Annotated in this window: 8 protein-coding genes; 4 read left to right on the forward strand and 4 right to left on the reverse strand. The window is 41.3% G+C overall.

Annotation, left to right across the window (positions count from 1 at the left end; translation table 11 throughout):
* Positions 1–156: 156 nt before the first annotated feature.
* Together DS2_RS13200 and DS2_RS19965 are read left to right on the forward strand one after the other, a co-directional pair.
* Entirely contained in the window at positions 157–870 is a 714-nt protein-coding gene (locus tag DS2_RS13200; RefSeq protein ID WP_035015294.1) for a SapC family protein, read from the forward strand.
* A gap of 137 nt (positions 871–1,007) precedes the next feature.
* Positions 1,008–1,553 carry a SprT family zinc-dependent metalloprotease gene (locus tag DS2_RS19965; RefSeq protein ID WP_051479865.1) on the forward strand — a complete coding sequence of 182 codons (546 nt, stop codon included), beginning with the start codon at positions 1,008–1,010 and terminating at the stop codon, positions 1,551–1,553.
* A 176-nt stretch (positions 1,554–1,729) separates the two neighbouring features.
* Here the strand turns inward: DS2_RS19965 and DS2_RS13210 are convergent, their stop codons facing one another.
* The 4 genes from DS2_RS13210 to DS2_RS13220 all read right to left on the reverse strand — a co-directional run bounded on the left by DS2_RS13210 (position 1,730) and on the right by DS2_RS13220 (position 5,308).
* A complete protein-coding gene (locus DS2_RS13210; protein WP_035015295.1) occupies positions 1,730–2,935 on the reverse strand; it encodes a pyridoxal-phosphate-dependent aminotransferase family protein in 1,206 nt (401 codons plus the stop codon).
* Positions 2,936–3,022: 87 nt separating this feature from the next.
* Positions 3,023–3,820 (reverse strand): hypothetical protein, encoded by a 798-nt coding sequence (locus DS2_RS13215; protein ID WP_035015297.1) that lies wholly within the window; start codon positions 3,818–3,820, stop codon positions 3,023–3,025.
* Positions 3,817–4,275: an adenylyltransferase/cytidyltransferase family protein gene (locus DS2_RS19970; RefSeq protein WP_051479866.1), complete on the reverse strand. Its 459-nt coding sequence runs from the start codon at positions 4,273–4,275 to the stop codon at positions 3,817–3,819. Before DS2_RS19970 ends, DS2_RS13215 begins: the two co-directional genes overlap by 4 nt.
* On the reverse strand, positions 4,262–5,308 hold the full coding sequence (locus tag DS2_RS13220) for a LicD family protein (protein ID WP_051479867.1): 1,047 nt from the start codon (positions 5,306–5,308) through the stop codon (positions 4,262–4,264). Before DS2_RS13220 ends, DS2_RS19970 begins: the two co-directional genes overlap by 14 nt.
* Before the next feature lie 724 nt (positions 5,309–6,032).
* Between DS2_RS13220 and DS2_RS13225 the strand changes: the two genes are divergently transcribed.
* Entirely contained in the window at positions 6,033–7,355 is a 1,323-nt protein-coding gene (locus tag DS2_RS13225; RefSeq protein ID WP_035015298.1) for a S8 family peptidase, read from the forward strand.
* A 102-nt stretch (positions 7,356–7,457) separates the two neighbouring features.
* On the forward strand, positions 7,458–13,194 hold a 5,737-nt coding region (locus DS2_RS13230), incomplete at its 3' end, for an Ig-like domain-containing protein (protein ID WP_200870148.1).

Here is a 13,194-nt window from a genome sequence, read left to right on the forward strand (position 1 = left end):
TACCTCAAATTAACTTTTTGTTGAATTTGTGCTTGAATTTGTGCGGCTAATGCATATCTTAGTATCTAACCTGTACAAGCAGTTAAACCGCGTTGAGCATGAATGATGCATTTTCAACTCGAGCACTATAATACAAAGAATTAATGGAGAACCCCAATGTTTAAAAAATTGGTTCCGATCAACTCAAACCAACATAAAGATATTAAGCTTAAGCGCGCACCGAATTATGACTTTGCTAAGACTGTACATGTAGCACCGTTATTGGCTCATGAATTTCCACAAGCGTCTTCTAGTTTCCCGATTATTTTCCATAAAAATGAAGAAACAAACGAGTACCACCCACTTGGCTTGTTAGGCTTAAAGAAAGAACAGAATTTATTAATTAAAGACGGTCGATGGACTGCTACTTATATTCCAGCTTCAATTCGTCGCTACCCGTTTGCTGCGGCATCGGTTAATGGCAACGATGACAACATGGTTGTTTGTTTAGACGAAGAAGCAGAAATGTTTAACACCGAAGAAGGTGAAGCGTTATTTAACGAAGATGGCTCAGAAGCTGAAGTGTTAAACCAAGTTAAAGAGTTTATGAACTCGTTTATTGAGCGCGAAGCGGCAAGCCGTGGATTTGTTGGTTACATTGCTGAAAAAGAATTATTAGTACCGCGTACTGTCGGTTACACCAAACAAGACGGCGAGCGCGTAAATATTGGTAGCTTCCATGCGTTTGATGAGCAAAAATTTAACGAGCTATCTGACGAAGAATTCTTAGAAATGCGTAAGCGTGGTTATTTACCAGTCATTTATGCGATTTTAACCTCTATGCAGCATATGGAATCTTTATTCCGTTTACAGCAACAAGCTGACGCATAAACTCAATTTTAGCTCTATCTAAAATTGTAAAAACAGCCCACAAAGCAATTTGTTGGGCTGTTTTTGTTTTAAGGCAGCTAATATTAAAAATTGCGTTTGCTCATTAATATGAAGCGAGTTAGTGTTGGTACGGTTTTATGAATTTGCTTGATAAAAAACACATCGTAAAAACGAGCTTTAACAAGCTAATTGCTAGTTATGCTGAGCAATACCCAGATTTAACTGGCTACTCTTTAAAGTTTAATCAAGGTAAACGTCAACTTGGTAGCTGCCACTACCTAAAAAAACAGATAACAATTTCGGCACATATTCTTGAACATAACCCTATAGAATTGCAGTTAGACACGCTAGCGCATGAACTTGCACACGCATTGGCTTATATTGCTGATGGCCATAGAGGGCATGGCAGACCTTGGCAAAAGTGGGCAAGGGCACTTGGTGCAACGCCAAAAGCACGTACGCGCGAGCCAATTAAAACCCAAGCTAAATATCAGCTGGTATGCAAACGCTTGGATAAAATTGAAGAATTACCTCGCAGTTATCATAAAAAAGTCAGTCTAAAAAACCGTTATATTGGCGGTGATAAAAGCAGCTTAAATTGTTTGTACTTAGTGGATATGCAGCAGTGGCAAGCGTATTTGCAAGGGGATATGTTGCGTGAAGAGTTGCTGTTGATTCAGTGAATCCGTGTAATTTAGCACAATAGTGAACTTTCACTCGTATTGGATGGAAGCAGAGGCGAGTGCTGATTTTCTAAAACTTCACAAGATAGGGATATCTTGTGGGAGCGACCAAGGAAGGTGTATAGCGTTTTTAGAAAATTATGCTTCGTTTCTGCTTTCGTTTGCACTACTCAAATCTAAAAATTATCCGAATATTGCGCCTGCAAACCACGCTCTAACTCCGCCATACCCGTTGGTAAATCAATATCACCACCCAAATCACGAATGGCACAGCCAAAAGCATGCAAGGTTCTAAATAAATGGTGAGCACGGCTTTGTTCACCCATTTGACCAATGCGCACGATATTTAAGCCAAACGAACCCGCTATTTCAACGCGGTAGCGATTTGATATATGCTGGCACAAAGCTTTTTGTGCAATGCCATTTGGTACTTCAATACCGATAACTGAATTTAATCGAGCGGCTTCAGGTACAAACAATTTTAACCCTAATGCTTCAATGCCACGTTGCAGTGCTAATGAGCAACGCTGGTGGCGAGCAAAACGATTTTCCAATGTTTCTTTGCAAATTAACGCCAAAGCTTCATGGATAGCCAAAATACCCGAAACGGGCGCGGTGTAATGATAGGAACTTTGGTGCCAAAATTTTTCGGCTAAACGCGCATCTAAACACCATTGAGGGCAATCTTTTTCACGGCTATGAATACGCTGATATGCACGTTCAGAAAATGCGATGAGTGAAACGCCAGGAATAGACGACAAACCTTTTTGTCCACCTGTGATCACAGCATCAATATTCCACTCATCCATTTGCAACGGCATAGTGCTTAATGTGCACACTGCATCAACAATCACATAACAGCCATAATTATGGGCAAGTTTGGCGACCTCTTCTAAATTTTTATTGCAAACGGTATTAGAGGTTTCGCCTTGCACTAGCGTGATAACTTCAGGTTTAAAGATTTCAATTGTTTGCTTGAGCGCATCTAAATTAGCAATTTGCTGCTCAGGTACACTAAAAACTTCAACGTTAGCGCCCACTCGGCGGGCCATTTCCGCTAGGCGGCCACTAAAAAAACCATTGGTGATGCTGAGTACTTTGGTGTCTTGCCAAATTAAATTGGTAATGGCCATTTCCATTGCGGCGGAACCTGGGCCAGCAACACCCATTATCCATTTAGAATTGGTTTGAAACACATACCGTGACATTTGTTTTACTTGTTCAATAATTTTTGCCATTGTGTCACCTAAATGGTTGATCACAATTGAATTGGCCTTCGCGACTGGCTCTGGAATAGGTACCGGGCCTGCACCCATCATGAGTAATGGTTCAGTGGGCAGGATATCTTCTAATGCTGTGAGCTCAGGCGTTGGTATGTGCATAAACAATAAAACTTAATCAAAACAGGGTTTAACATTGTCGCTTAAACTGCTTGTTTTCGCCAGCGTAGCGAGTAATAAAAATGCAATTTACACAATCTTTTTTAATGAAATAAAAGCTTTGACAATGTCATTGCGAAAGTTTTCGTCTTTGTCTAAGCCATCCGCTTTGTATTTATTGCAATATGCCTCTGGTGATAATTGGTTATTTAGATAACGGTTGCTGTTTTGCGTCAATAAAGCCTGCCATCGGCTTTTTATCGATTGAGAGGGTTCAGGTAGTTTTTGCAATATTTGTTTAGCTTTTTCAAATTGTGATTGGCGTGAAAAAGCAATTGTGTAATCGTTGACTGCCAACCAACTCTGACCATTTGGTTCTACACATAAAATAGGCATATAAGGCGCAAGTGAAGCGCAAACACTATTTTTATACATTTGCACCTGCCAATAGCGTTGGCCAATATCAACAAATGTTTCAAAATCAGTAATTTCAGCAAACCCAGACTCAGCCATTGGCAATATTTCAATTCTCGGCTTGTTTGGGTTAACTGTATCGTTTGAAACATCCAAGTAGTAGTCACCTATTTGAAATGCATTCTGGAAATAAGCATTTCGTAAGCCACCCCAAATTTTATTTAAGCTATGCCCTTGTTTCATATAGTTAATCAGTAAAGACAAGCCTTCGTGACTATGGTTCGACTTGATGTCGGAAATAATAAGCTGATATACAGCATCGCGGATTTCGCAGCAGCGCCCAAGTGGGAAAGGTTTGCCCGAAAAATATGGATATTTAGGCACTAATTCTAAGTCAGCTTTGATGCGAGCAAACGCAAGGTAGTCGATAATCTTGTCTATTTGTGCTGGGGTGAAATAGTTGATGGAACTCATATAGATTTTTCTCGGCAATATTGTTGGCTAATTTTGTGTTTTATCAAGCTACTTGAAATGTTGGGGGTTTCGGGTGCAAAGGCCACATTAATATTGTGATTGGCAAGCAGCGGAATCAATTTATTCCAACGTTCGCTGTTTTGCCATTGTATACCACTTACAACAGTAGCTATATCTAAACTTAACATCCAATTGAACACATTGTCTGTTTCAATTATCGGTGACTGTACAAGTGTAACTTCATCAACGATAGCAAGTGCTTGAATAATGGCCATACGTTGGGTTTGTTCAATGATAGGCAGTTTGCCTTTCGACTTTAAGCACATTGCATCGGGCGCTACGCCAACTAATAATTTATCACCTTGTTCACGTGCAAAGTTCAAAAAGTTAAGGTGGCCGACGTGAAATAAATCAAATACGCCCAAGGCTAAAACTTTGTGGTTATTGTGTTTCATGCTGCAATTCCATCTGTAGTTGTTTTTCTAGCTTAACAAACAATTGATCTGACGGGGTAAAACGACGTACTTGTTCAACAAGCGGTATAAGCTTAGCCCATCTATGTTGTTGCCACAAAACACATATTCTTGAATAGGCAAAACATTGAGTAAGTAAACTAAAACCTTGTAAGTTTTTCGCACATATTATGGTATCGAAATTTACATCTTTAATTTTCCATTGGCCATATAATGCCTGCAAAATTGCTTCTGGTTGTGCTGGATGCCATACAGAGCCGAATTCGGTTTGTTTATCAACTAAGTCTATTTTGGGGTAGACAGTTACCCGGTTCCATTCAAAAGGAATGCCCGCCATCCACAAACCCGCAATAGTTTGCCCATTTGTTTGGTCAACCCCATAACCACACAAGTCTAAAATCACGCCGTTGTTATGCATAAAACAGCGTGGGTTAATTAAATCGTACGAGCGTTTATGCTCTTGCCAACCATTTTGTTTGAGTAATTTGATCGCCTGAGGCATTTGTCCCCAATCAATGCCGATATCAATATCTTTGTCAAAAGGTAATAAACACTTGTCTCTAGTTAAACCCAATAAAGTACCTGAAGTAGCAAATGACCTCAGGTTGTTGTGTCGAAATAAGTGCAAAGTCTGCCATAGTGTGGCTTCATACAAGCTTTGATCAAAATTGGCTTTGGCCGCTGGTTTTGATGGTTTAAATTGTGTGGTGAGCAATAAGCTTAGCGCAGTACGATAGTACTCAACTGCTTTGGGTAATTGTTTGTTTTGTTGATAAACAACCCCCAACAATTGATGCAATATAATCGAGTCTGGGTGATATTGCATACAAGTGTGGATATGCGGTATAACTTGCTGACTATCACCCATATGCAAAGCAGCTTCGGTTAAGTGGCGGATGGCGATTATTGAATCAGGATCTGTTTTTAAAACCGCTAAAAATTTGGCTTTAGCGGAGGAGCATTGATTTTGCTGACAAAGCTTGATGCCTTTTAAAATTAAATCTAAAGATGCCATGTTTATTAACGTATCTGTTATTACAGATTGTAGTAGATAGGGTTAGCGTTTTATTTAATTTATATTGGTTCAATTCAAAAAGAAATCTGCTTAGTATTTTATTTATCATTTTCTTACCAATCACTCCTTTTGAGTAAGTTAAAAATTAACTTCAACATTATTTACCAAATAAACAGACATTATTTGATCTGGTAATATAAAGATTGGAATTATCATGGAACAAAGGTAGCCAAACCATTAGCAAATTTAATTTCAATTGGACAACCTACAACTTGGATTTCTAATACTTTGTTAGCGTTTCAAGTTACTAAGCTAAATCTTGCTGACATCATAAATTGCAGCTGGCATTCCAACATGTTAATCGAACCTATAGCTCAGGAAAAGGCACGGGAGCAATAAAAAATTACAAATAACAGTTGATCTAAAACAATTTGACCTTTACTTGTTCAATTTAATTAATGTGTCTTCTATAATTGAGCTACAAACAGTAATGGTCGCTATTGAGCCTGTAAGTTTGATACCTAACTAATAAAGTTTTTAGGGTATGTTGACCTTCGTGATTTTTTGTAGATAGCTCATCAGTTCATCAAAACAAATTATGTTGGATCTCGAAAAGCAAAGTGTTACTTGAATTTAATCAAAGTGCTTTTGCAATAATTAAATATTTTATAACTTTTAAAAGTTGTATGAAAAATTTAACTGACCTTAGTGAGAATATTAACTGATGTATAAAAAAGAAGTTTATCAGCTTTTTAATCTATTAAGGCTAAAATTGGTGCAGTGCTTTATATTTTTTGTTTTCTTCATTAACACTGCAAATGCTCAGGAAATGGAATTTGTTAATTTTGGCAAAAAGATAACACTTGAGCGCAGCGGTTCTGAGGATACGAGGGTATATAGGTTTGCTGATTCAGAACAATTAGTGGAACTGAGTAACAAAATAATCATAAAAATAAAGGTTGGGATGGGACGTGACGTTGCAAACGCGTTAAAACAAAAGATAAATGTGGATCAGCTAGCGACCTTTGGACCTTTTGCCGAGCATGAATTTATGGTGGTGTCGTTAAAGGGGGAATCTGCGCTGAGTTTAACTTATGCGCTTGAAGTAGCCGTTGCTTTGAAAGGCGTGATATATGTTCAGCCAGACCTTTTGCAAGTTAAATCTAACCTTGAGATTAAAAAGAAAAAAACTGAACACCCATTAACAAAAATATTATCAGAAGCGAGTGCAGCTAAAAGCTTACCATATCGATTGTTTCGCATAGAGAAATGGCAAGAACAATTACAACAAACGACCCAAGGTGAGGGAATAAAAATAGTTGTTATTGATGATGGTTTTGATTTAAAACATGATGCCTTTAGCAAAACTAACATATTATTGACTTACGATATTGAGAGAAGAGTCAAGGATGTCCAGCCGCAAAGCAGATTGGATAATCATGGTACAAAGGTATTGGGGGTGATTTTTGCCAGAGCAAACGAATTCTTGCCTGATGAAGTGGCTGGGCTTGCAACCGATGCCGGACTTATCGCGATTAGACAAACGAAAAGCTGGACTAGCCATACATTAGAGTCATTACATATAGCCAAACTGGCTCAAGCAGATGTGATTAACATGAGTTGGCAAACGCAGTTGCTACTGGAACCAATAAAAGATGCCATTGATGGCTTAGCGCAAACCGGCCGAGGCGGTAAAGGGGCGTTAGTAGTAATAGCTGCCGGAAACAGCGGGAACATGATTAAAGAAAATAGTACAGAGGCGAGTATTGAATCTGCGGTGGTGGTGGGAGCACTTGATACTGGTGGTATGCCTGCAAGGTTCAGCAACTTTGGTAAATCGGTGAGCGCTTGGATGCCTGGTTACAGCGCCAAGGTAACTGCAAAGAATAATGCATACAGTGGTTTTGGCGGCACCTCTTATGCAGCCGCATATGGTACTGGCATAATTGCACTGCTGTTGGCCGCTGAGCCTGAATTGACGGTAAATAAAGTTGAGCAAAAATTAGCCCAAATTTCGGGTGTTGTATTAAATAATATAATCAATTGAAATGATTTAAGACGTTGTGTTAGCTGTTATTGACACAATAAGCTGAATAAAACCATTCCTACCTTAGCAAAATGCTTCGGGGTACAAAATGTGGGTAAAACTATGGATACAGAATATAAAAGCGCAGTGATATTTAGGCACAGTAAACTACAAACCCATATTAAGGCCGCATTGCTATGCAGTGCAGCCATTCAGTTGCCTGTGGTGGCTTCATCAACGCTAGCAAATGCCGAGACATTTAAGGGCGGGGCGGCTCATGCAGCGGTTAATCAGCAAGCGCTAGAGTACGTGCAGTCAAGATTAACTAGCAAAGCCATTACGGTCACGCGCGATCCAAGTTGGGGGCGGCTGGAATTTCTGCAATGTGGACCTGCTGATGGGAACCCCGTAAATACGTATTGTAGTCAATTTGGTACCGAGACGGCATGTAGTGCTTACGCACCTCTTTGTGCTTGGGATGCAGGGACGCCTAGTAATAATCCTCCATCCTTTAACAGCAACGCATCTACTAACTTTGCAGAGAATGGTACGGGCACAGTGCTTGATGTTAATGCTGACAATGGTGATGGTGGTAGCAACGACTCAGGGATCACTTACTCTTTATCTGGTACAGACGCTTTACGGTTTAACATTAACTCAAGCTCTGGTGTCATCACGTTTAAGACTGCACCGGATTATGAATCACCGGCAGACAGTGGCAGCAACAATATTTACAATATTACAGTTACTGCAAATGACGGTGGAAGTAGCAACAATACTGCTTCGCAAAACATTACCATTACGGTAACAGATATAGATGAAGCGGCACCTTCTTTTGAAAATTCAACCCCTAATGACAATGCCACCGACGTTAGCATTAGCGATAATATAGTTATTGATTTTGACGAGAACATAGCGCTTGGTACAGGTAACATCACTATTCGAAATGTTACCGATAGCAGCGACTTTGAAGTATTTGACGTATCGACAGAAAGTGATGGTACTACAACCAGCCCAAGTGCCGGTCGTATTGGTATCACTAATGATAAAATCTATTTAAATCCAACCAGTAATTTAACTGGCAATCGTAGTTATTCAATTCGAATTGATGCTACTGCGGTGGATGATACAGCGGGCAATAGTTTCGCCGGTATTAGTGACGATACTAGTTTCAACTTTAGTACAGTCAATACAGCTCCCATTGTGGATTTAGATTCTACTTCAGGTAGTGATGACAGTAGTGCATCCTTCTCAGAAGCAGGTGGAGCAGTAAGTATTGCCAGCAATGCCTCTGTGACAGAATCAGATGGTGATAATTTAACGACTATCACTGTAACTTTAACCAATGATCAAGACGGTGCTTCAGAAGGTTTAAATGTATCAGCATCTGCGCAAGACGCATTAAGCGGGATTAGTGGCTCATCTGATATTACCTTACAAGACACTATTTCAATTACAGGCGCGACTGCATCTGCTGCAGAGGTAACAACCTTTTTGCAGGCTATCACTTATAACAATACTTCTAGCTCTCCTAACGAGACAGCACGTACGGTAACAGTTGTTGTAAACGATGGCACGGAAAACAGCACCAGTCGCACTTCAACTATTAGTGTTAGTAATGTCACAGCCGCTTCTTCAACGGCTGCTAGTTTTAATACCACCAATGGCACAAATTTAAGCCCTGCCATTACCTTTACCAGTGAAGATGAATCTTTAACTATATCTAACACCACTCATGCCAGTGGTTCGACTGCGGATGGTGGTTCAGGTACAGATACTTTAAATGTGGTCGATGGCACTGATTTAACTCAATTAACAAGCTTAACTGGGTTCGAAACATTAAACGCCCCCAACGATGGTGGCTTAACCCTTTCTGAAACCCAGCATGAATCTTTCACTACAATTAATGGCTCGGGCACTAATCAATTTACCTTAAGCAGTGCGAATGGTGATGCGACCATTACCGGTGACAGTGATATCGAAACCTATGTGCTTAGCGCTGGCTTTACCTTTACTTTAGGCGATGCTGCTCAGAATGTGACGGGCAGTAGTTCAGATGACACTGTCAATATTGCCGCTCTAACTGTTACTGGTTCACTTGATGGTGGCAGTGGTGCAGATACATTACAAATGAATACAGGTGCCAGCTTAAGTGGAGTTGGTGCCTCAATCAGTAATTTTGAAACCCTGTCTCTTACCAGTGGTGCGTCAGTCACTTTAACTGAAGCTCAACACGACAGCTTCTCTAGCATAGTTGCAGCTGGTACTGAATCTATCACTATTAGTTCAGCTGATGATGGCTTAACGGGTGCCTCAGCAGTTGAAACTTATGTGTTAGGCGCAGCAAATACGATTACCTTGGGCGGCGCTGCACAAAATGTTACGGGTAGTAGCGAAAATGATACTGTCAATGTAGGCTCGCTGACTGCTACCGGCATTTTAAATGCAGCGGGTGGCACAGATACATTATCTCTAAGCACTGGAGCTAACGTCTCGGGTGCGACCATTGCAAACTTTGAAAACCTAACTTTAGCCAGCGATGCCACCGTCACTTTGTCTGCTTCTCAGTCTTCGCTATTTAGTGGAACTATCACTGCTGCAGGGACTGAAACCATTAACATCACTGGTGATGGTGATTTTACAACTTTATCTAATATCGAAAGTATTTCAGTTGATGATTCTTCAACAAATAGTCGAACTGTCACAGTTGCGGCTGCTAGCACGTCAGTAGCGGCTACTTCGAATAACGACGCTGTTACATTTGACATTGGCATGTTAAGTTACACGGGCACGCTTACCGGTGAAGGCACAACCTCAGATACGCTTTCTATGTCTTCAGGGGCTAGTATTTCTGGCGCAACACTGTCAAATATTACCAATTTAACCCTGACCAGTGGTGCGTCTGTGACTATGAGTCCGTCTCAAAACGCAGCTTTTAGTGGCACTGTAACGGCAGCTGGGTCTGAAACCATTACTATTTCAGGTGATGGTGATTTTACTACCTTATCGGGTATTGAAACTTATTCGGTGTTAGATGACAGCACTAATACAAGGACTGTTACGGTTACAAACTCGTCCGCTACGATAGATGCAACATCTTCGAGTGACGCTATTACATTTGATATCGGCGGTAGCTCATTTAGTGGCACGTTGTCGGGCGATTCGACAACCGCAGACGTCGTGAGTGCATCCGATGGAGCCGATGTATCTGGCGGTGGCTTCGCTAATATCGGAACCTTATCGTTAACCAGTGGTGCAACAGTTGCCATTGATGCGGCTAATGTGAGTAATAATTTTACGACTGCAATAAACGGTGCGGGTGGATCTGAAACCCTCAAGTTGATGGATGGCGGTACTTTTAACTTTAGCAACACGAGCGTTTCTGAAATCGAAAACTTGGCTATTGGTACCAACAATATATTTACCATTACTTTAACCGATAATTTCGATTCGAACGGCAGTTCTGTCACCGTAACCAATGCGAGCGGTGGTGCTACTGCTGGTGCAATTGTCCTGAATGCCAGTGCGTTAACTGGTGATGCGCTAATTATTTCTGCTACTGATTTTGACGGTTCAGATACCTTCACAGGCGGTAGCGCTGCAGACACTATCCGTCCGGGTGGTGGTACCGACTCTATGACGGGTAATGAAGGCAACGATTATTTTGTTGGTGAAGCATCTGACCTAAACGGTGATACCATTACCGACTTAACTATAGGCGACATTATTAAGCTGACTGGTGTTACGGGACTAACAACTAGCAACGTGCGTTTTAATGGCACTAGTACTTTACAAATTGATACCGATGCGACAGATTTTAGTTCGGTAGAAGTATCTATCAGCTTGTCTAATGGACCTGCCAATAGTCTAGATTTCACTGTTGGGGATAATGGCAGTGATACAGATATAACCTTTATCACGCCTAATGATGTTCCTGTTTTTAGTAGTTTAAATGGTGCGTCTTCATTCACTGAAAATGGTTCGGCAGTCGTTATTGATTCTGATGCAAGGGTTGCAGATACAGAGCTAGATGCTTTAGACAGTGGGGCTGGCAACTATAACAATGCATCGTTAACTATCGTTAGAAACGGTGGCGCCAACAGTGAAGATGTTTTTGCAAACAACGGATTATTAGGTGCGTTAACTGAAAGTAGCACTTTTACTTATAACAGTACAACTGTTGGCACGGTGACAACTAATTCATCGGGTACGCTGGTTTTAACTTTTAACTCGAATGCAACCTCGGCTATCGTTGATTCGGTCATACAAAATATTACTTATCAAAATACTTCGGAAGATCCTGCAAGCAGCGTAACTTTAGATTTCACCTTTAATGATGGCACCGCCAATAGTACAGGGACTAATCAGGCTGTTATTTCGATAAATGCACAAAATGATGCGCCAACTGATATTAGTTTAGATAATACGTCGGTTAATCAATCTGCTACAGGAGCCGGTGCAAATATTGGTGTTCTATCAAGCACGGATGTTGATTCGAGTGATAGCCATACTTACTCGCTTGTGTCTGTTGACAGTAGTGGTTCAGGTAGTTGTAGTAGCGCGACCGGCAATGATAGCTTCCAGATTGATGGCAGCATATTGGAATCTCAAACCGATTTGTCTGCGGGTAACTATGCTGTTTGTGTTCAAACTAGCGATGGTTCAGCCTCTTATCAAGAAGTATTTACCATTACGGTTAACGATGACGTTGCTCCTGATGCTCCATCAACTCCAGATTTAGATGCTGGATCGGATACGGGGCTGTCTAGTACTGATAACGTCACCAACAATACGACACTTACGCTAAGTGGTACCGCAGAAAGTGGTTCAACTGTGACCTTGTATAGTGATCAAGTTGACGGTGGTACAACGGTTATCGGGACTGGTACAGCAACAGGCGGAAATTGGCAAATCACCACCACAGCTTTAGCTTCGGGGATAACCCACTCGATTACAGCTAAAGCAACTGATGCAAGCAGTAATGAAAGCTCATCGTCTAGTGGATTAAATGTCACCATAGATACGGTTGCACCATCGGCACCATCAACACCTGATTTGTCTGCGGCTACTGACACCGGGGACTCAAATACAGATAACTTAACCAATGATACAACTCCGACCTTCACAGGCTCGGGGCCAAACGGTGGCGCCATTACTTTAATTTCGAGTGTTGATGGTACTATTGGTAGTGGAATTGCAGACCACGGTAGTTGGTCGATTACAAGTTCCACATTGACAGCTGGTGTACATACGATAACTGCAAGATCAACTGATACAGCAGGCAATACAGCTGATAGTTCTGGGTTATCAATAGAAATTGATGCAAGCGCAGAAGCACTAACTATTACCACACCCATTGAAGGCGATGGCATTGTCAATGCGGCAGAAGACAATGATGTATTAATTGCAGGCTCAGGCGCAGAAGCTGATGCAAGTGTCACCATTACAATCTCGGATGGTGCTAACAGCTCAGTTCAAACCGTGACAGCTGATGGCAGCGGCAACTGGACGTTAAGTGGTAGTGAGTTAGACGTTAGTACTTTTAATAATGGCACGTTAACGGTATCAGCGACCCAAACAGACGATGCAGGTAATACCTCTACTGCGGCGACACAAACAATCACCTTAGACAATGCAGCGCCAAGTGCATTAACCATCACCACACCAATTGAAGGCGATGGTTTAGTCAATGCAGCCGAAGATGCGGATGTATTAATTGCAGGCTCAGGTGCAGAAGCCGATGCGACTGTGACAGTCACTATCACAGACAGCAACGACACATTAACTCGCACTGTCACCGCAGATGGTTCAGGCAACTGGACCATTAGTGGCAGCGAATTTGATGTAAGCGCATTTAACA

Source organism: Catenovulum agarivorans DS-2 (genome assembly GCF_000568405.1).
In the GTDB taxonomy this organism is placed as follows: Bacteria; Pseudomonadota; Gammaproteobacteria; order Enterobacterales; family Alteromonadaceae; genus Catenovulum; species Catenovulum agarivorans_A.